This window comes from Brevundimonas sp. Root1279 (genome assembly GCF_001425945.1).
In the GTDB taxonomy this organism is placed as follows: Bacteria; Pseudomonadota; Alphaproteobacteria; order Caulobacterales; family Caulobacteraceae; genus Brevundimonas.
This window is the reverse complement of record NZ_LMEB01000010.1, coordinates 213,807-232,665: the sequence shown is the minus strand read 5'-3', so window position 1 is coordinate 232,665 and position 18,859 is coordinate 213,807. Positions and strand designations below refer to the sequence as shown.

Sequence of the window (18,859 nt, the reverse complement as noted above, 5' to 3'; positions counted from 1 at the left end):
GGGGATATTAGGAAGCGCGCGCTAGGACGAAGGGGACATTCGCCTCCCCGGAAGCCGAAATGACCATGAGCCGCGTGCTCGCCCCGACCAAGCCGGTGACGGCGCCGCCCGCGGCGTCCGCACCTCCGCGCGCCGGGGCGCCGGTCTATACGAACAGTGCGGCGGCCTTCTTCCGCGAGCCGCTGCTGCCCATCTTCACCGCCATTTCGGTGATGATCCTGGTGGTCGTCGCCCTGCATTTCGCCCGCACCGCGGGCCTGGTCGCGGCCCTGTGGGGCGCCGGCGGCGTGGCGGTGGCGGTCTGGCTGCGCAGCGGCCGGGGCGTCTACTATGACCTCTGTTTCGGGGGGCTGCTGGCCACCGGCATCGCCGCGGGCGAGCTGCTGGCGGGCAATTCCTATCTGCTGACGACGGTCTTCACCGCCGCCAACATGCTCGAGATCGTGGCCGCAGTGGTGCTGGCGCGGCGCTTTGCGCCGACCCTCAACTTGGCCAGCGTGGACGGCGCCTGCCGCTTCCTGCTCAGCGCGGCTGTGCTTGCGCCGGCGCCCGCGGCCCTCATGTCGGCGGCCGCGCTGTACGCGCTGGAGGGGGCCAATTTCCTGAACTCGTTCCAGACCTACTGGTTCGGCCACGCCCTGGGCATCGCCGTGATCGGGACCTTCGGCCTGGCGCTGAGCCGCCGCCAACTGGTCCTGCTTCGCAAACCGCTGCGCATGGCCGAGGCGGCCATCCTGCTGGGCCTGTTGATCGCCGTCTGCCTGATCGTGTTCTTCCAGTCCGAAGTGCAGGTCGGCTTCGTGGTCATTCCGCTGCTGATCCTGTTCGCGGCCCGCTTCCGCGTGCTGGGCGTGGCGACCGGCCTGGTCATCGTCGCCGTTACAGCGGTGGGCGGTACCATGGCGGGCGAGGGGCCCTTCGTCTCGGCCGGGCCGAACCTGGCCGACCAGGCCCTGCTCGCGCAGTTGATGGTGCTGCTGGGCTGCATGCCCATCCTGCTCGTCGCCTCCCTGCTGGAGGAGCGCGACCGCCTGTCGGACCGCGCCAAGGCCGGCCAGTTGCGCGCCGAGCGCGCCTCGGCCGCCAAGTCGCGCCTGCTGGCCAACGTCGCCCATGAGATCAAGAGCCCGGTCGGCGGCGTCATCGGCATCGGCGAGTTGTGGCGCGCCGGCCAGCTCGGCCCGGTCAATGAAACCCAGGCCGAGATGGCCGAGATGCTGGTCAAGACCGCGCGTCAGGTCGAAGCCCTGGCCCACGATCTGCTGGATGTCGCCCGCGCCGAGAGCGGCGCCGTGAAAGTCGAGCTGCGGCCGACCGACGTGCCCGGCGTGCTGGAAGACGTGCGTCGCGCCACCGCCCTGCGCCCCGAGGCCGAGGGCATCCGCCTGCAGGTGATCAGCGAAGGCGACGGCCTGGTGGCCCTGGCCGACTCGCAACGTCTGAACCAGGTGATCGCCAACTTCGCCTCGAATGCGGTGAAATACGGCGGCGCCGGCGGATCGGTCGTATTCCGCGCCACCAAGATCTACGACGGCGTGCGCATCGAGGTCACCGACCGCGGCCCCGGTCTGTCGCCGGAGAAACAGGCCCAGCTGTTCGAGCCCTTCAACCGTCTGGGCCTCGAGCGCTCGACCGTCGAGGGCCACGGCATCGGGCTGGCCCTGGCCAAGCGCCTCGTCGAGCTGCAGGGCGGAACGATCGGCGTCAGCTCGACGCCCGGCGAAGGCGCGACCTTCTGGGTCGAACTGCCCGTCGCCTGACGCCATCCTGGTTACAGTTGAGGTCGCCTTTACGTTGAGGGCCTTGCCGTCGAAGGGCTGAGGCGCGAAGCTGCCGGCCATGAGCATCGCCGTATCCGCCGCCGCCCTTCTGCTCCTGTCGGGAGACGCCGCCCAGGCCGCGCCACGTCCCCAGACGACGCCGCCCGCCACGACCCAGACCGCGCCGCGCACCACGGCGCCGGCGGCCCCGAGCGCCGATTTCACCCGCAACCTGAACAGCGGCCCGCCGCGCCCGGCCGAGTATCTGGCCCCCGCGCCGGCCCCCGAAGAGGATGAGGACGAGGCCCCGCCCGCGCGCCCGGCTGCGCGGACCGCGACCGCGCCGGCGACCCCGGCCCCGGCCCCGGCTCGCCCCTCGACGACCGCTCCGACGACTTCGGCTCCGACGACCCGGCCGACGACGGTAGCTCCCACGACGACGGCGCCGTCGACAACCCGGCCGGCTGTTACGCCGCCGGCCGCCAGCGCCCCAGCCACGACCCGGCCCTCGACCTCGGCGCCGACCACGACGCGTCCGGCCGCTACGCCTCCGGCCGCCAGCGCCCCGGCGACGACGACCCGGCCCCCGACGGCGGCCCCCGCGACTACGGCCCCCGCAACGACCACCCGTCCGCCGGCCGCCGCGCCCTCGACGGCGCCGCGCGCCACGGCGCCGGCTGCTCCAGTCCGTCCGGCCACGGCTGCGCCCGCCGCGGCCGCGCCGCCGGCCCCGGGCGTGACCGTGCTCGATTCCGTTGCGCGCGCGGACCTGCCGTTCTCTGTCGATCTGCCGCAGGGCTTCGAGATCGTCACCGGCCGTCCCGGGCCCGATTTCCGCATCTATACGATCCGCCGGGGCGAGCGATCGTTCGTGATGGTCTATGCCGGCCCGGCGTCGCAGTTCCCGATCTACAGCGGCGAAGTGGTCGAGGCCGGCGGCCGGGCGTCGGTCATCGCCAACGAGGACGGCCAGCGCCGCGCCATGGAGCACCTCTTCCAACGGCCGGACGCGCCGCGTGAAATCCACGTCTGGACGATGAGCCTGGAGGGGGCGGACCGCGCTCTGGCCGAACGCATCGCCCAGTCCGTCGACATCCAATAACGGGCGGCGCCGGGACCTAGACGCGCCTGACCGGCTCGTCGGCGGCGTCCAGCCGGACGCCGCGGCGGCCGGCGAAGACCAGAACCTCCTGGCCCGGAGCCTCGGCCCAACGCCGCAGGGTCGCCTGGTAGGGCTCTCGCCGCCAGTCGTGCGGCCGGGCCGGATCGCATTCGACGATCAGTCGGTTTCCGCCCTGTTCGCTGTGCAGGATGAAGCCCGCGACGCTCGGCTTCCACGTCTCGTCGAGCGCGTCAGTGAGCAGCCACAGGCAGTTGAAGACGCGGCAGTCCGAGGGCCGGTCCTGATAGACGGAGCAGCCGCGAGCCTTGCCGAAGTGGGCGCACCATTTGCCGGCCGGCTTGTCGAGGGCGGCGACCCCCATCAGCTTGCAGCAGAGGCCGCAGTCGCCGCACGACTTGGGCAAGGCGTCAGGTCTCCGACCAGGCCGCCAGTTCGTTGCCCGCGGGATCGCGGAAGTGGAAGCGGCGCCCGCCGGGGAAGGCGAAGATCGGCTTGATGACGACGCCGCCCGCCGCCTCGACCCGGGCCAGCATGGCCTCCAGGTCGGTGGCGAACAGGACGGGCAGGGGCTGGGTGATGGCGTCCGCCTGAGCGTCGAAGCCGCCGTCGATGCCCTCGTCGAAGGCGGCGTACTCGGGTCCGTAGTCCTGGAACGTCCAACCGAAGGCCGCGGCGTAGAAGGCCTTGGCGGCGGGCAGATCGCCGCCGGGCAGTTCGAGATAGTCCAGCTTGCCGTCAGTGCGCATTGGGAGACTCCGTTGAGGGCTGGACCATATCGGGGCTTGCCAGTCGCGGCCAAGTGGGAGAACCTGCTAACGGTTCGCAATTGCAGGAGTCGAGCCGATGATCGTGTTGACCACCGGCCCCGCTTCCCTGGCTCGCCTTATGCGGATGGACGCGGCTTCACAGCACCTCGCGTCGCGACAGGTGGAGGATCATCGCGACCAATGCGACCGCGCCCAGGCCCCCGCCGAGGGCCAACGCCGTCTGGGCCCGCCACGCCTCTGAGCTGATCAGGATATTCACCGGCATCTGCCAGGGCAGGAAGACGCCCTGTTTGGCGGAGGTGGCGACCACGGCGAAGAAGGTGCCGCCGATGCCCAGCACCAGGCCGGGCACGAAGCTGGCGTAGCGCAGGGCGGTCCACAGCTGGATGGCGACCAGCAGCAGGGAGGCCACGAACATCAGGCCGAGCGCCTTGGCGTGCTTGGCCAGCTCGACGGGGCCGATGGGCGTCAACTCCGGCTTGACGGCGGCGGCGAGGTGGACGGCGACCCAGGTCATCAGCAGGACGGACGTGCTCATCACCGCCATCACGCCCAGAACGCAGACGGCCTTGGCGGCGTAGAGCTTCCACCGCGGCAGGGGCAGGGCGCGCAGGTGGTCCCAGGACCGGGGACCGTGCTCCATGTGGGCGACCAGGGCGGTGAGGGCGGTGACGCTCATCGGCAGCATGAAGAAGGCCCAGATGCCTGAGGCGTTCATCAGCCACATCTCCCACGGCTGGCCTTCCTTGCCGCGCAGCATGTTGAAGAAGGTGAAGGCGGCGATCAGGGCGGGGGCGGCGATGGCCAGCAGGGCGGCCAGCGAGCGATTCAGCTTGCGGGCTTCGACGGTCAGGGCGGCGAGCATCAGGCGTACTCCGGTTGGGCTTGGACGGCGGGCGCCGGGGCTGAAACCTCGCGGTAGATGCCCTCCAGCGAGCGGGCGCGCGGACCGATCGAGAAGACGGCGATGTCGGCCTCGATCAGGGCGCGGTTGAGGGCCGCCGAGGCGGTGCGGGCGTCCTCGCCAGGCCGGAGCCGGGCGACCAGGCCGTCGTCGGTCTCCGCCAGTTCGAAGCCGCGGGCCACGGCGAGGGCCGAGGCGCGGACCTTGTCGTCGGTCTGGAAAGCGATCTCGGGCGCCAAGTCGGCCTTGAGGCGGTCGAGCGCGCCCTCCAGCACCAGCTTGCCGTGGCTCAGGATGCCGACGTGGGTGGCGGTCTGCTCGATCTCGCCAAGCAGGTGGCTGGAGAGCAGGACGGTGGCGCCAGTGCGCTCGGGCAGGGCGCGCAGGAAGCGGCGCATGTCGGCGATGCCGTCGGGATCCAGGCCGTTGGTCGGCTCGTCGAGGACCAGCACCGGAGGCGCGCCGAGCATGGCGCGGGCCAAGCCGAGCCGCTGGCGCATGCCGAGGGAATAGTCCGAGACCCGGCGGCGCGCGTGGGCGGTCATCTCGACCACTTCCAGCACCCGGTCGATCTCGGTGGCCGGCAGGCCGAGCAGGGTTCGGGTCAGGTCCAGGTTCTCGCGGCCCGACAGGTTGCCGTAGAAGCCGTGCGCCTCGAGCAGGGCCCCGACGTTCCGCGCCGCGGCGAGGCGGTCCCGGGCGACGTCGACGCCGCACACCAGGGCCGCGCCCTCGGTCGGGCGGATCAGGCCGAGCAGCATCTTCAGCGTCGTCGTCTTGCCCGCGCCGTTGCGGCCGAGGAAGCCGTAGACGGCCCGTTCGGGCACGGTCATCGACACGGCGTCGACGGCCAGATGGCGCTTGAAGCGACGGGTGAGGCGGTGGGTCTCGATGGCGGCGGACATGGCGGGCGCTCGCGTTTCGTTTAAGTCAGATATAAAGTTGCGAACGGCGCGTCTTTAAGTCAAGATTAAAGATGAGACACGTTTCGAACCTCGGAGACCGACCTTGAGCCAGGCCGATATCGACCGCTTCCGCCAGCGCTGCCGCCAGTTTCGCTGGTTGGCGATCTTCATGGTCGTCAGCGTCGGGGCTCTGCTGGCGCTGATGCATGTGATCGCCCCGGCGGTGATGTGGAGCCGCGGCTACGGCGGCTATCCGACCACGTTGTGGGCCTCGATGATCTCCGGCTTGCCGCCGGCCTGCTACCTGTTCGGCGTCTGGTCTATCGGCAGCGCCCTGGGCGAGTTGGCCAAGGGGCGGCTGATCCAGCCGACCCTGGCGCATGCACTGCGGCGGGTCGGGCTGGCGCTCGGCGTCGGCGGGGTGCTGAGCGTCTTCGTGGTCACCAACCTGCTGCGCCTGATCGGCGCCATCGAGGGCGGCTTCGCCCATTTCGACGTGCCGGGCATGACGCTGGGCATGATCGGGGGCGCGCTGTACCTCCTGGGCGGCGTGGCCGAGCAGGCGGGCAAGGTCCAGGCCGAGCTGGACGAGATGATCTGATGCCGATCCGCGTCACCCTTGACCATCTCATCGTCAAGAAGGGCCTCAAGGCGCGGGATCTCGCCGCTGAGGTGGGCTTGAGCGAGACCCAGCTGTCGCTGTTCCGTTCGGGCAAGGTGAAGGGCATACGCTTCCGCACCCTGGCCAAGCTGTGCGCGGCGCTGGACTGCCGGCCGGGGGATTTGCTGGACTACGACTTCGACGCCGCCGATCTGGAGGGGGCGGCGGAGGAGTAGGTTTCGAATGCTGAAGTCCGCATTCGACCCGTTGCGGACGTTGGCCGCTACAAGCCGCGATTAGCGTTCAACCATTCGCGGCCGTTCCAGCTCGCGTTGCGACCGCCAATATCCGGGCAGGAGTAGCCGGGATCATCGGTCTGCACCAAAGCGATGAGCAACTTCGCGTTCAACAAATGGTCGCGGGCTGCCGTTTCTATAATGTCGAGAATGACGTGAGCGCGCTCGCTGTCGGCGGCAACCAGGTGATGAAAACCTGTTAGTACCAACGCGCTCCGCCCGGACGGACCGAACGGGTAGTATCTCAGGCCATCGTTTAGAGCGTCGAGATTGCCGGTCCAAGGCTCATAGCCGAACTGCTCTTGCCATTTAAGTGCGTTAGATAATTGGACCTCGAAGCTTGGGACTTCAGCGCCGCACGAAACCTCCGAAATCTCATAATCCAAGCCAGCCAATTCTCCCCGGGCATCGGCAAGGATTTCAGGCTTCCAGAACAGATTGACGGCGCCATTTTGGAGGAGTGGCCAGTCAGCTCGCTCAAAATCAGCTTCGCTTGTGAACATCATTCGGAGGCTAACCTGTGCAATGTCCGCTTTCCACCCATAGCTGCCATCGCCGAGGTCTGCTCCGGAGCCATCGCGCGCTCCATTCACCATCCGTGCCGCGCGGCCCAAGCCATTGCCAGCTCCGGCCACGCCGACGCCGGCTTGCCCCCGATGAGGCGGATGCCGAACCCATGGCCACCCTCCTGGAACAGGTGAACTTCGGCGGGGACCTGGGCGGTGCGGAGGGCTGACAGAAGCTGCAGGCTGTTCTCGACCGGCACGGCGGCGTCATCGATGGCGTGCAGCAGGAAAACCGGCGGGCGGCCGCTCCAGGTCATCCGCTCAAGGGAATAGCGGGCGATGGCCTCGGGAGACGGCGACTCGCCCAGCATCTCCTTGCTGGAGCCGGCGTGGACGTACGGGTCGGCCATTGTCGCGACCGGATAGAGTAGGATCGACAGGTCGGGACGGAAGGGGGCGGCGTCGGCCTCGTCGACGGGGGCGTAGGTCACGTCGGCGCGCGCGGTGAGCATACCGGCCAGATGGCCGCCGGCCGAGGCGCCGAGGACGGCGACGCGGGCGGGGTCCAGGCCGTCCGCGGCGGCGCGAGCGCGGACCAGGCGCAGGGCGCGTTGGGCGTCTTGCAGCGGCGCGTCAGGGCCGGCCGCCCAACCGTCGCCGGGCAGGCGGTAGCGCAGCACGTAGCAGGTGACGCCCGCGGCGGCGAAGACGCGGGCGACGTCCAGCCCCTCCTTGTCGACCACGGCCCATTTGTAGCCGCCGCCCGGGATCAGCAGCAGGGAGGCGCCGTTGGGCCGTTCGGGCCGCAGCACGGTCAGGATCGGATCGGTCGTGTACTGAGCGAAGCGGTCGTGGAAGCTCGGGTCGGTCGAGCGCTCGACCACCTTGGGCGTGACCGTCACCCTCTCGCCGCCGGGCGCAGCGCCGGGCCAGAGCCGGATGGTCTCGGTCGGATCGGGCGGCGCGGTCGCCTGCGACACCGGTGTCACGGCGCGTGCCGGCAGCGGCGCGGCGGCCAGGGCGGCGAGGCCCAGGGCGGCTCTTCGGTTCACGGTCATGGAAGTCTCCCGAAGACGCGAGGCTAGGCCGGCGCGCCCGGATCGGACAAGAGCGTTGACTCTGCTTGATGCATAACGTATACGTTATACAACAGCGAGGTTATGGAATGGCCGCGACCGCACTCAAGCTGGACGAGACCTTCGCCGCCCTGGCGGACCCGACCCGGCGGGCCATCCTCAAGCGGCTGGCCCAGGGCGAGGCCTCGGTCAGCGAACTGGCGGCGCCGTTCGACATGAGCCAGCCGGCCATCTCGCGGCATCTGAAGGTGCTGGAGCGGGCCGGGCTGATCTCGACGGGGCAGGACGCCCAGCGCCGTCCCCGCAAGCTGGAGCCGGAGGCTCTCGTGATCGCAAATGATTTTCTGATCGAACTGCGCACCCTGTTCGAGGCCCGCTATGCGGCGCTCGACGCGGTGCTGGAAGAACTCAAGACGACCGGGGCGAAGACGCCCGGTCAGTGATGGAGAGGAGACGACCGATGCCAGAACCGCTGAAGATGACCACGCCCGGCGACCGCGAGATCCTGATCGAGCGCCGCTTCGACGCCAGCCGCGCCCAGGTGTGGCGGGCGATCAGCGAGGCCGAACTGATGAAGCGCTGGATGTTGGGCCCGCCGGGCTGGTCGATGCCCGTGTGCACGGTCGACCTGCGTGTCGGCGGGGCGCTGCGGGTTGAATGGGCCAATGAGGACGGCCGCACCATGGGTCTGACCAGCGTGTTCAAGGAGTTGGTCCCCGACGAGCGGATGGTGGCCACCGAACTCTTTGACGAGGACTGGACCGGCGGAGAGACCCTGGTCACCCAGACCCTGCACGAGGTCGACGGCGGCACTGTGCTGCGGACGCACATCCTCTATGCGTCGCAGGAGGCCCGTGATGGGGCCAAGATGTCGGGCATGACCAGCGGCATGGAGGCCGGCTACGCCCGACTGGATGGGATGTTCGCGCAGGACGCGGTGGCGGCCTAGACCAGTTCCACCGCCATCGCCACGGCCTCGCCGCCGCCGATGCAGAGGCTGGCGACGCCCTTCTTGCCGCCGCGGGCTTCCAGGGCGGCGAGCAGGGTGGTCAGGACGCGGGCGCCCGAGGCGCCGATCGGGTGACCCAGCGCCGTGGCGCCGCCGTTGACGTTCAGCTTGGCGCGGTCGATGCCGAGTTCCTGCATGGCGATCATGGCGACGACGGCGAAGGCCTCGTTGACCTCCCACAGGTCGACGTCCTCGACCGACCAGCCGGCCTTCTTGAGCGCCTTCTGCATGGCCGGGACCGGGGCGGTGGTGAACAGGCCCGGTTCGTGGGCGTGGGCGGCGTGGCTGACGACGCGGGCGACGATCGGCAGGCCCATGGCCTTGGCGACGCTCTCGCGGGTCATGACCAGGGCGGCAGCGCCATCCGAGATCGAGCTGGCGTTGGCGGCGGTGATGGTGCCGTCCTTGGAGAAGGCCGGCTTCAGGGTCGGGATCTTCTCCGGCATGGCCTTGCCGGGTTGTTCGTCGCGGCTGACGGTCTCCACGCCCTTGCGGGTCTTCACCTCGACCGGGACGATCTCCTTGTCGAAGGCTCCGCTCTCAATGGCCTTGAGCGCCCGGTTGAGGCTCTCGATGGCGTATTCGTCCTGCTGCTCGCGGGTGAACTGGTAGGTCCCGGCCGAGTCCTCGGCGAAGGCGCCCATCAGCTTGCCGGGGGTGTAGGCGTCCTCCAGCCCGTCCAGGTACATGCTGTCCGAGATGACGTCGTGGCCGATGCGGGCGCCCGAACGGTGCTTGGCCATGACGTAGGGGGCGCCGGTCATCGACTCCATGCCGCCCGCGACGATGACGTCGGCCGTGCCGGCCAGCAGGGCGTCGTGCGCCATCATGGCCGCCTGGAGGCCCGAGCCGCACATCTTGTTCACCGTGGTCGCCTCGACGTGCTGGCCGAGGCCGGCGCCGATGGCGGCCTGGCGAGCCGGGGCTTGGCCGAGGCCGGCGGGCAGGACGCAGCCCATGTAGATCTGGTCGACCTTCGCCGCGTCGACGCCGGCGCGCTCGACGGCGGCCTTGACCGCGGCGGCGCCCAGTTCGGTGGCCTTCACGCCCGACAGGGCGCCCTGGAAGCCGCCCATCGGGGTGCGGGCGAAGGAGCAGATGACGACGGGATCGGACATGGAGCTAACCTGAGCGAGTCTTGTGATTTTGGACGCGTGAATGAGCCGGTCGGCGGCGGAGTGCAAGCCGTCGATCAGCGAGGAGTCATCGGACCGCGGCGCGGCACACTGCCGCCCCAGCTGCGGGCGGCGGGCGTCAGGCCGAACTCGGTCAGGCGCTCGCGGTGGTGCTCGATCGGGGTCCGCAGCAGGGCGCGGGCCAGCTTGTTGAGCGAGCCCAGCGGGGTCTCGTCGGTCATGCGTTGGAGCCAGGCCGCAACCTTGGGCCAGCGTTCCGGCTCGACCTCGACCTTGACCGCGCGGGCGTTGAAGAAGGCCGGGGCGAGGCTGAGGTCGGCGATGGACAGGTCGCCGAACAGGAAGCCGGTCTCGGGCGTCTGGGTCTCGAGCCAGTCGAGCAGGGCCGGCAGGTCGGCGTCGCGCGCCTGGTCGACCAGGGCCTGATCGGCCTCGCCGCCAAAGAAGAGCGGCTTCAGGGCCAGCTGGAAGAACAGCTTCCAGCCCAGGACGTCGAACAGGCGGGTGTCCGCGAACTCCTCAATGAAGCGCGCCTTGGCTCGCTGCACCGGATCGGCCGGCCACAGGGCCGGGCCGGGCCGGGTCTCCTCGATGTACTGGACGATGATGCTGGAGTCGCAGAGCGTGACGTCGCCCTCGATCCAGACCGGAATGCGGCGGAGCGGGCTGACGGTCTCGAAATCGTCATTACCCATGAAGGGCGTGATCGGATCGAGCTCGACCTCGATCCCCTTGATCGCGCAGACGGCGAGGACCTTGCGGACATACGGCGAGACGGGGCTGCCGATCAGGGTGACGGGCTGGAACATTCTAGATTATCTCTTGCAACGCTTGGTCGGTGGTCGCCGGCGTTGTATGCGCCGCGCGTTTTTTGGGGTCGCGTCATGAAGTCTGTTGCTGCATTCGCCGCCGTCGCCTGCGCCTTTGCGGGCCCGGCCAAAGCCGAAGAGGCTTCAGCGGCCAAGGCTGCCGAGTACATCCTCCACAATGGCTGCCTGCCCTTGTTTGAAGGTGGAGCGGTAACGGAAGACCGCGTTCGCGAAGTCGCCACCGGCATCAACCTTCGTGAGCACGAAGGGAAATGGTATGCGCTCATCCGTGGCGGTACATCGCTCGCCTTGTCCTGGAATCCGGAACCGGGCGTTTGCCAGATCGCCATCTCTGGTGCGGTCGGGACCGCGAATGACCTCCTCGATGAGATGACCGCAATCGGATGGGGCGAGCAGCAGCGGAACGTCTGGTCGCCAGACGGCTCGCTTTCCGACCTCTGGTGCGGGGGCACCTCCAAGATGGAAGGTGAAGTGTGCGTTGCAGTTTGGCGCACCACTAATCTCGCTCAGGCGACCGATGGCGTGGTCATGACGATCAACGTCATCAAGGCGCCCTAGCTCAAGCCGCTTCCTCGTCCGCCTTTTCGCGGGGCATCATGTCGCCGACGGTGGCGCAGTTCTCGGCGCGGGTCAGCTGGATGTCGCGCGGTTTGACGATCTCGTTGCAATGGCCGCAGGCGATGCGGGGCGAGAGATCATGGCCGCACGTCTTGTGGACCATGGCGATGCCCGAGTCGGCGTCGCCGTAGACGTGTTTGGCGCCCCAGCCGTGCAGGGTGACCAGCACGCCGTACAGGTCCTTGCCTTTGGCGGTCAGGACGTACTCGTTGCGCGGCGGACGCTCGGAATAGAGGCGGGGCTCGAGCACGCCGTGCTGCACCAGGCTCTTGAGCCGGGCGGCCAGGACGTTCCTCGCGACGCCGAGGTTCTCCTGCCACTGCTCGAAGCGGCTGACGCCGTTGAAGGCGTCGCGGATGACCAGAAGGGTCCACGGATCTCCGATCACCTCCAGGGTGGCGGCGATCGAACAGCTCTGGCGAGAATAGTCGGCGGTGCGTCCCATGCAGGGAAGGTGACGTCGCGTCAGCCATTTGGCAAGAGGGTTGCCAATCTGAACGGACTAGGTCAGTATTTTTTCGCTACTGACACGTAGCGGCGAGCCGCGACGTATCTAGATCCCTCGAACTCGGGCGGAAGGCCCCCCGTCTTCCGCCCGTCTTTCTTGATCGATATGCACCAGAGAATGACCTTCCAGCAGACGCTCGCCGAAGCCCTGACCCTCACCGACGATGGGGAGGGCGGGCTGGATGTCCGGCTCAGCGGCGACTTCTCCAATGCGCCGATGTCGCTGGAGCCGGCCAAGGGCGCGCCCTTCGGCGGGCTGATGGCGGCGTTGGCCGGGGGAGCGATGCGCCAAGGGCTGGGGATCGAGACGCCTCTGCAGACCCTGACCGTGCAGTATCTGGCGGCGGCGCGTTTCGAAGCCGCCAACTTCAAGCCGGCGATGGCCCGCGGCGGCCGCAACGTCTCCTACGCCAGCGTCATCGGCGGGCAGGGCGACCGCATGGCGGTGCAGGCGCTGGGCACCTTTGGCCGCGACGTGGCCGGGCCGGTGCTGAAGCCGCTGGACGTCAAGCCGACCCCGGTAGACGCGCTGGAATCCTCGCCGCTGGACCCGCTCTACGGGCCCTGGTTCACCCGCTACATCGAGCACCGCTTCGTCGCCGGACCCAAGCTTTTCGGCCAGAACGCCGGCCAGTCGCCCGAACTGGGTTGCTGGATGCGCACGACGGACGGCGCGCCGCTGGACGAGGCGCGGCTGCTGTTCCTGCTGGATGGGCTGTATCCGACCTACTGGACGGCCCTGCCGGCGCCGCCGGCGATCTCGGCCAGCGTCGACCTGCGCGCCGACCTTCTGGCGGACCTGACACCGGACGTCTCGCCCGAGGGCTGGGCCTATTTCCACTTCAAGAGCCGCGACGTCGGCGGCGGCTGGGCGGTCGAGGACGGCGTCGCCTGGGCACCCGACGGCACGCCGCTGGCCCTGGTGCGTCAGCGGCGGAAGATCGTGCCGATGCGCGGAGCCTGAGACGACGAAAGCCGGCCGCGCATCGCTGCACGACCGGCTCCCGTCATCCCTTTACGCACACCACCTGACGCAGGGTGTGAACCACCTCGATCAGTTCGGACTGGGCCGCGATGACCGCGTCGATGTCCTTGTAGGCCATCGGCGTTTCGTCGATCACCTCGGCGTCCTTGCGGCACTCGACGCCTTGGGTGGCGCGGACGTGGTCCTCCACCGTGAAGCGCCGCTTGGCTTCGTTCCGGCTCATCGCGCGTCCCGCCCCGTGGGAGCAGGTGCAGAACGACTCCGGGTTGCCCTTGCCGCGGACGATGAAGGACTTGGCCCCCATCGAGCCGGGGATGATGCCCAGTTCACCGTCCTTGGCCGACACCGCGCCCTTGCGGGTCAGGAACACGTCCTTGCCGAAGTGGCGCTCCTTCGAGACGTAGTTGTGGTGGCAGTTCACCGCCTCCTGCGTCGTCTCCAGATCCGGCCAGAACGCGCGCAGCACGTTCAGGACGCTGTCCATCATCACCTCGCGGTTGGCGCGGGCGTACTTCTGCGCCCAGGACACCGCCCGGACGTAGTCGATGAAGCCCTCGGACCCTTCCGCGAAGTAGGCCAGGTCCTGATCCGGCAGGTTGATGAACCAGCGCCGCATCTCGTGCTTGGCCCGCTCGATGAAGTAGGTCCCGAAGCGGTTGCCCACCCCGCGCGAGCCGGAGTGCAGCATCACCCACACGTCGCCCGCCTCGTCGAGGCAGAGCTCGATGAAGTGGTTGCCGGTGCCGAGCGTGCCCAGGTGGCCGAAGCCGCGCGGGTGCGCCGCCTTGGGGTGCTTGTCGACCACGGCGTCGTAGCCGGCCTTGAGGTCGGCCCAGCGGGTCACCGCCGCAGCCGGGGGCTCAGAGGCCCAGGCGCCCTTGTCGTTACGCCCGCCGTTGTCGGTGCGGCCGTGCGGAACGGCCGCCTCGATTGCGGAGCGGATGCCCGACAGGTCGTCCGGCAGGTGCTCGGCGCGGATCGAGGTGCGCACCGCCATCATGCCGCAGCCGATGTCCACGCCCACGGCGGCCGGGATGATGGCCCCCACGGTCGGGATCACCGAGCCCACGGTCGCGCCCATCCCCCAGTGCACGTCCGGCATGACAGCCACGTGCTTATGGATGAACGGGAGCGAGGCCACGTTCTTCAGCTGCTTCAGTGCGGCGTCCTCGATGGGCACGCCCCGGGTCCACGTCTTGATCGGCACGTGGTCCGGACTGTCGATCACATCGTAATCGCGCATGTCGTCTCTCCTTCCTTTCTGATCCTTCCGGACCGGCGGGGGAGGCTCTTGCGCATACAAGAAACCCCTCCGGCCGGTTGGCGGGAGGGGTTGCTTGAAAACCGAAGCCGATCCGGCCCTGTCGTTCCCTACACACCCTCCGCGCACGCCGCCTTGCCCTCGACCGGCTGGCGGTCGAGCTGCATGGGCAGCTGCGAGGTGATGCAATAGGCGAACATGGGTCGTCTCGTTTTCGGGAGGGCGCTGATACGCGAAGCGTCGCCGGTTGGCCAGCCCCCTCCCGATCCGATTTAGTCGCGCACGTATTTGTCGAGGAAGGCCAGATAGGCTTCCTGGGCGGTGATGCGGTTGTCGCGGCGTTGGAAGCCGTGGCCTTCGTCGGGGAAGAGGACGTATTCGACCGGCACGTTGTTGGCGCGGACGGCGGCGACCAGCTCGTCGCTCTCGACCTGCAGTACGCGCGGGTCGTTGGCGCCCTGGACGACCAGCATGGGGCGCTGGATGTTCGAGGCGTGGAACAGGGGCGAGATGCGGCGGTGGCGCTCGGCGTCGGTGGCCGGATCGCCCATCTCGTCGAACAGGGCGTCGCGCTGGGCGCCCCACCAGGGCGGGATGGACTCCAGGGTGCGCACCCAGTTGGTGACGCCGAAGATGTTGACCCCGGCCTCGAAGGCCTCCGGGTGGAAGGCCAGGGCGGCGGCGGTCATGTAGCCGCCGTAGGACCCGCCCATGACGGCGACCTGGTCGTCGGCGACCCAATCCTGCCGGCGCAGCCACTCGCCCCCGGCGACGATGTCGCGCAGGTCGGCCTCGCCATGGGCCTTGTCGTCCATGTGGAAGAAGGTCTTGCCGTAGCCCGACGAGCCCCGGTTATTGGCGGCCAGCACCGTGTAGCCGTGGTTCACCAGGTGCTGGATCATGGCCGAGTAGCCGCGCCGGCTCTGGCCGCCGGGGCCGCCGTGGACGAACACGACCGCCGGGCCGGGGTTGGCGGCCGAGGCGTTCCGCGGCTTGTACAGGACGCCCGGGATCATCACCCCGCCTTCGCCGGGGTAGCGGACGATGGTCGCCTCGACGAGGTCGGACTCGGCGATGGCCGGGTTCAGGGCGGTGGTCAGGCGCTTGGTCGTACCGGCCGCGAGGTCGGCGACGAAGATGTCGCTCGGCGAAGTGTCCGAGGCGACCGTGAAGGCCATGCGGCCCTCGTCCTCACTGAAACGGACGCCGCCGATGTCGCCGTCCGGCAGGCCGGTCAGGCGGACGGGCTGGTTGGTCGTGGTGTCGAGGATGGTCAGCCGGGTCGAGGCGTCGGCGTTCAGGGCCGAGACCCGGTAGCGGCCCGAGGGCGAGTACATGACGTAGGAGACGTCCCAGTCGCCCTGGACCAGGGGCCCGCGGGCGCCGGTGGTCAGGTCGTGCGTCCAGGCCTGGTTCCACTCGCCGTGCTCGTTGGTGGCCAGGATCACCGCCTTGCTGTCGGGGGTGAAGTCGTAGACGTCATAGGCGATGTCGCCCGTATGCTCGGTGATCAGGACCGGCTGGCCGCCGTTGGCCAGGTCGGCGAGGTAGACGTCGGAGTTGGCGCTGGTGATCGGCTTGGCCATGGCCAGCCAGCGGCCGTCCGGCGAGACGGCGGAGATGAACATCCCCGGGTTCTCGAAGATCATCCGGCTTTCGTAGGTGGCGGCGTCGTAGGCGTAGAGGTCGAAGACCTCCGGATCGCGGGCGTTGGAGGTGACCCAGAAGGTTTTGCGATCGCCGCTGAAGCCGAGGAATTCGGCTTTCACCTTGTCCCCCGGGGTCAGGTCGCGGACCGCGCCGTCCAGCTCTCGCACGAAGACATGGGTCAGCTCGTCTCCGCCGCCGTCGGCGGTCAGCAGGATGCGGCCGTCGTTGGGGAAGTAGGTCGCGCCGGCGGTGGCGGGTCCGGTCGAGGCGCTGAGCTGGGTGGCGGCGCCGCCGTCCAGCGGCAGGGCGTAGGCATTGAACACGCCGCTGGCGTCCGACGAGACCAGCAATGAGCGGCCGTCCGGCGAGAAGGCCAGGCCGGACGGATGGGGCATGCCGTAGCTGGTCGTCTCGAAGAACTGGGCGGCGCTATAGGTCTTCACCGGAGGCCTCGGGGCCTCGGAGGTCGCAGCTGCAGGCTCGGCCCAGGCGACAGACGGCGCGAGCGGCGCGGCGAGAACGAGAATGAGCGCGGTCGCCATTCCGGCGGTGGTGGATCGCATGGGTAGCCCCTCAAGACGGATGATGCACACCTGAGGGGCGAGCTGAGCATTTTGGATGCAACCTGTCGCCGTATTAATGAAACCGCGTTCTCTGATCAGTGCGGAAGGCCGCGCAGCTGGATCAGGGGAATGACGATGTCCTCCTCGTCCTCGAGATGACGCAGCAGCAGCGGCTGGGCCCTCGCGAGCACGTCGGACAGGCGCTCGGCGCGGTCAGCGGCGTCGACGGCGTTGGACTGGACGGCGCGATGGAAGTCGAGGCCGCCCTGGAACAGGGCCTCCAGCTCGGCGTGGATGACGTCGTGGTCGCGATCCAGCAAGTCGAGGCCGTGGCCGATGCGCGGCTCGATCCGGCGCATCATCGGAAAATACTGGCCGCTCTCGATGCGGTGGTGGCCGTCGAGGTGCTGCAGGAAGGCTTGCAGCGCGGGGACCAGCTGGCGATGCAGGGCCGACAGCTCGCCGCCGCCGCGCCAGGCGTCGACCAGGCCGGCCATGTGCGTCTGGTGCTGACGAAAGCCGCCGTGCATCTGCAGCCAGAAGGCGGCGGTCTCGTCGAGGCCGGTGGTCCAGCGGTCGCGGGGGTGCGCGTCGCGCAGATAGAGCATTTCGGCCGGGAGGCCGGAGCGGACGGCGAGCGCCAGGCCTGCGTCGTCGCTGTGATCAGGCAACGGCGGTGGTCGTCTTGATGAAGCCGCCGCCCAGCAGGCGATCCGGATCAGCCGGGTCGTAGAGGGCGCAGGCCTGACCGGGGGCGACGCCTTCCTCGCCCGCGGCGAAGGCCACCGACACCGCGCCGTCGACCATGGACAGGCGGGCCGGCGAGGGGGGACGGGTCGAGCGGACGCGGGCCAGCACCGGGGCGCCGGCCTCGGCCGCCGCCTCGATCGAGGGTTCGTCGCCGAGCCAGTTGGTCTCGTCCAGGGTCAGGGCGGCGGTCAGCAGGGCTTCGCGCGGACCGACGATGACGTGGCGCTTCTCAGGATCCAGCTTGGTCACGAACAGGGGCTCGCCGACGGCGACGTTGAGGCCGCGGCGCTGGCCGATGGTGTAGTCGGTGATGCCGTGGTGGGCGCCCAGCACGCGGCCGTCCATGTGCACGATCTCGCCGGCCGCGCGGCCTTCCGGACGCAGCTTGTCGATCAGGGTGCGGTAGTCGCCGTTGGGCACGAAGCAGATGTCCTGGCTGTCCGGCTTGGCGGCGATGCGCAGGCCGAGCTCCAGCGCCACGCCGCGCACCTGGGGCTTCTCCAGGTCGGCGAGCGGGAAGCGCAGATAGTCGAGCTGCTCGCGCGTGGTGGCGAACAGGAAGTAGGACTGGTCGCGCGAGTGGTCGATCGCCTTGCGCATCTGGGTGCGTCCGCCGACGACCGCGCGGCGCACGTAGTGGCCGGTGGCCATGGCCTCGGCGCCGAGGTCGCGGGCGACGTCGAGCAGGTCGCGGAATTTGACCGTCTGGTTGCAGCGGATGCACGGCACCGGCGTCTGGCCGCGCAGGTAGCTGTCGGCGAACTGGTCGATGACGGCGTCGCGGAAGCGGCTTTCGTAGTCGAGCACGTAGTGCGGGATGCCGAGGGTCTCGGCCGCCAGCCGGGCGTCGTGGATGTCCTGGCCGGCGCAGCAGGCGCCCTTCTTCTTCAGCGCGGCGCCGTGATCGTAGAGCTGCAGGGTCACGCCGACGACGTCATAGCCCGCCTTGTGCAGCAGGCCGGCGACGACGGTGGAATCCACCCCGCCGGACATGGCCGCCACCACGCGAGAGCCGACCGGCAGGCCGACCGCCAGGCGCGCGGCCTCGATCGCCGCATCCATGTCGGCTTGCGACGCCATGGGGGCGATATCGGGGATCGGGCAAAGGGGCTCGGTGACCGTCATCGCCGCCATTTAGTGCGAAAGGCGTACGATTTCGAGGCCGGTCGCAGATAACGGCGAAAACGGCGACGGCCGCCCCGGTGTCCCGGAGCGGCCGTCTGGATCTTTCGAGGAAGGCTGGGTCTTAACGACCGTAGTGCTGGATCCGCGTCGTCCGCAGGCCCTGCATGCCCCATTTGTCGATCGCCTTCTGCCACGCGAGGAACTCCTCGGCGGTCAGTCGGTAACGCGCCAGGGCGTCATCGAGGCTGATCAGTCCGCCGCGCACGGCGGCCACAACCTCCGCCTTGCGGCGGATCACCCAGCGGTCCGTATTGGCCGGGGGCAGGTCATGGAGCGTGAGGGGAGTCCCCGTCGGCCCGACCACATATTCTTCGCCTCGTGTGTTAAGGCGTCGCTCTTGCAACATGGGCTTATGCCTCATTGACCACCATCACTATGGACAGAACCGTAGCGGTGGGCGGCTAAGGGCCGTTTAAGCGTCGTGGTG

The 18,859-nt window shown here is 69.1% G+C and carries 22 protein-coding genes; 8 read left to right on the top strand and 14 right to left on the bottom strand.

Features of this window, described 5'->3' with window-relative positions; translation table 11 throughout:
* Positions 1–59 precede the first annotated feature (59 nt).
* Together ASC65_RS16290 and ASC65_RS16285 are read left to right on the top strand one after the other, a co-directional pair.
* A complete protein-coding gene (locus tag ASC65_RS16290; protein ID WP_056455625.1) occupies positions 60–1,760 on the top strand; it encodes a sensor histidine kinase in 1,701 nt (566 codons plus the stop codon).
* Between the two features lie 79 nt (positions 1,761–1,839).
* Positions 1,840–2,862 carry a hypothetical protein gene (locus ASC65_RS16285; protein ID WP_056455623.1) on the top strand — a complete coding sequence of 341 codons (1,023 nt, stop codon included), beginning with the start codon at positions 1,840–1,842 and terminating at the stop codon, positions 2,860–2,862.
* Between the two features lie 16 nt (positions 2,863–2,878).
* On the opposite strand, the gene ASC65_RS16280 is transcribed toward ASC65_RS16285, so the two are convergent.
* The 4 genes from ASC65_RS16280 to ASC65_RS16265 form a co-directional block, all read right to left on the bottom strand.
* On the bottom strand, positions 2,879–3,286 hold the full coding sequence (locus ASC65_RS16280) for a YkgJ family cysteine cluster protein (protein WP_235561526.1): 408 nt from the start codon (positions 3,284–3,286) through the stop codon (positions 2,879–2,881).
* Between the two features lie 4 nt (positions 3,287–3,290).
* Positions 3,291–3,629, bottom strand: a complete 339-nt coding sequence (locus ASC65_RS16275; RefSeq protein WP_056455620.1) for a VOC family protein — start codon at positions 3,627–3,629, stop codon at positions 3,291–3,293.
* Positions 3,630–3,786: 157 nt separating this feature from the next.
* Entirely contained in the window at positions 3,787–4,515 is a 729-nt protein-coding gene (locus tag ASC65_RS16270; RefSeq protein ID WP_056455618.1) for an ABC transporter permease, read from the bottom strand.
* Positions 4,515–5,459, bottom strand: a complete 945-nt coding sequence (locus ASC65_RS16265) for an ABC transporter ATP-binding protein (RefSeq protein ID WP_056455616.1) — start codon at positions 5,457–5,459, stop codon at positions 4,515–4,517. The genes ASC65_RS16270 and ASC65_RS16265 overlap by 1 nt, the downstream gene beginning before the upstream one ends.
* Before the next feature lie 103 nt (positions 5,460–5,562).
* Here ASC65_RS16265 and ASC65_RS16260 point away from each other — a divergent pair, with 103 nt between their 5' ends.
* Together ASC65_RS16260 and ASC65_RS16255 are read left to right on the top strand one after the other, a co-directional pair.
* Positions 5,563–6,060: a hypothetical protein gene (locus ASC65_RS16260; RefSeq protein WP_056455614.1), complete on the top strand. Its 498-nt coding sequence runs from the start codon at positions 5,563–5,565 to the stop codon at positions 6,058–6,060.
* Positions 6,060–6,296: a helix-turn-helix domain-containing protein gene (locus tag ASC65_RS16255; protein WP_056455612.1), complete on the top strand. Its 237-nt coding sequence runs from the start codon at positions 6,060–6,062 to the stop codon at positions 6,294–6,296. The genes ASC65_RS16260 and ASC65_RS16255 overlap by 1 nt, the downstream gene beginning before the upstream one ends.
* Before the next feature lie 47 nt (positions 6,297–6,343).
* On the opposite strand, the gene ASC65_RS16950 is transcribed toward ASC65_RS16255, so the two are convergent.
* Together ASC65_RS16950 and ASC65_RS16250 are read right to left on the bottom strand one after the other, a co-directional pair.
* Positions 6,344–6,862, bottom strand: coding sequence for a barstar family protein (locus tag ASC65_RS16950; protein ID WP_162245690.1), 519 nt, complete (start codon positions 6,860–6,862; stop codon positions 6,344–6,346).
* Between the two features lie 83 nt (positions 6,863–6,945).
* Positions 6,946–7,920, bottom strand: a complete 975-nt coding sequence (locus ASC65_RS16250; protein ID WP_056455610.1) for an alpha/beta hydrolase — start codon at positions 7,918–7,920, stop codon at positions 6,946–6,948.
* 107 nt (positions 7,921–8,027) lie between these two features.
* Here ASC65_RS16250 and ASC65_RS16245 point away from each other — a divergent pair, with 107 nt between their 5' ends.
* Positions 8,028–8,381 (top strand): ArsR/SmtB family transcription factor, encoded by a 354-nt coding sequence (locus tag ASC65_RS16245; protein ID WP_056455608.1) that lies wholly within the window; start codon positions 8,028–8,030, stop codon positions 8,379–8,381.
* A gap of 17 nt (positions 8,382–8,398) precedes the next feature.
* Complete coding sequence (locus tag ASC65_RS16240) at positions 8,399–8,887, top strand: SRPBCC family protein (protein ID WP_056455606.1); 489 nt, start codon at positions 8,399–8,401, stop codon at positions 8,885–8,887.
* On the opposite strand, the gene ASC65_RS16235 is transcribed toward ASC65_RS16240, so the two are convergent.
* On the bottom strand, positions 8,884–10,065 hold the full coding sequence (locus ASC65_RS16235; protein ID WP_056455603.1) for a thiolase family protein: 1,182 nt from the start codon (positions 10,063–10,065) through the stop codon (positions 8,884–8,886). The genes ASC65_RS16240 and ASC65_RS16235 overlap by 4 nt on opposite strands.
* Positions 10,066–10,139: 74 nt before the next feature.
* Positions 10,140–10,892 (bottom strand): glutathione S-transferase family protein, encoded by a 753-nt coding sequence (locus ASC65_RS16230; protein WP_056455601.1) that lies wholly within the window; start codon positions 10,890–10,892, stop codon positions 10,140–10,142.
* 75 nt (positions 10,893–10,967) lie between these two features.
* Here ASC65_RS16230 and ASC65_RS16225 point away from each other — a divergent pair, with 75 nt between their 5' ends.
* On the top strand, positions 10,968–11,471 hold the full coding sequence (locus ASC65_RS16225) for a hypothetical protein (protein ID WP_056455599.1): 504 nt from the start codon (positions 10,968–10,970) through the stop codon (positions 11,469–11,471).
* A 1-nt stretch (position 11,472) separates the two neighbouring features.
* On the opposite strand, the gene ASC65_RS16220 is transcribed toward ASC65_RS16225, so the two are convergent.
* The gene (locus tag ASC65_RS16220) at positions 11,473–11,976 is read right to left on the bottom strand and encodes a winged helix-turn-helix transcriptional regulator (RefSeq protein WP_056455597.1); all 504 of its coding nucleotides are present in this window, start codon (positions 11,974–11,976) and stop codon (positions 11,473–11,475) included.
* Positions 11,977–12,144: 168 nt separating this feature from the next.
* On the opposite strand from ASC65_RS16220, the gene ASC65_RS16215 reads away from it, so the two are divergent.
* On the top strand, positions 12,145–13,002 hold the full coding sequence (locus ASC65_RS16215; protein ID WP_056455595.1) for an acyl-CoA thioesterase: 858 nt from the start codon (positions 12,145–12,147) through the stop codon (positions 13,000–13,002).
* A gap of 43 nt (positions 13,003–13,045) precedes the next feature.
* Here ASC65_RS16215 and ASC65_RS16210 read toward each other — a convergent pair whose 3' ends face one another.
* From ASC65_RS16210 to sciP, 5 genes are all read right to left on the bottom strand, one after another.
* Positions 13,046–14,266 (bottom strand): RtcB family protein, encoded by a 1,221-nt coding sequence (locus ASC65_RS16210; protein WP_056455593.1) that lies wholly within the window; start codon positions 14,264–14,266, stop codon positions 13,046–13,048.
* A 290-nt stretch (positions 14,267–14,556) separates the two neighbouring features.
* Positions 14,557–16,476, bottom strand: a complete 1,920-nt coding sequence (locus tag ASC65_RS16205) for a S9 family peptidase (protein WP_235561525.1) — start codon at positions 16,474–16,476, stop codon at positions 14,557–14,559.
* 116 nt (positions 16,477–16,592) lie between these two features.
* The gene (locus ASC65_RS16200; protein ID WP_082526110.1) at positions 16,593–17,168 is read right to left on the bottom strand and encodes a hemerythrin domain-containing protein; all 576 of its coding nucleotides are present in this window, start codon (positions 17,166–17,168) and stop codon (positions 16,593–16,595) included.
* Positions 17,161–18,381: a tRNA 2-thiouridine(34) synthase MnmA gene (gene mnmA / locus ASC65_RS16195; protein WP_056455590.1), complete on the bottom strand. Its 1,221-nt coding sequence runs from the start codon at positions 18,379–18,381 to the stop codon at positions 17,161–17,163. The genes ASC65_RS16200 and mnmA overlap by 8 nt, the downstream gene beginning before the upstream one ends.
* Before the next feature lie 112 nt (positions 18,382–18,493).
* On the bottom strand, positions 18,494–18,778 hold the full coding sequence (gene sciP / locus ASC65_RS16190; RefSeq protein WP_056455589.1) for a CtrA inhibitor SciP: 285 nt from the start codon (positions 18,776–18,778) through the stop codon (positions 18,494–18,496).
* Between the last annotated feature and the right edge of the window lie 81 nt (positions 18,779–18,859).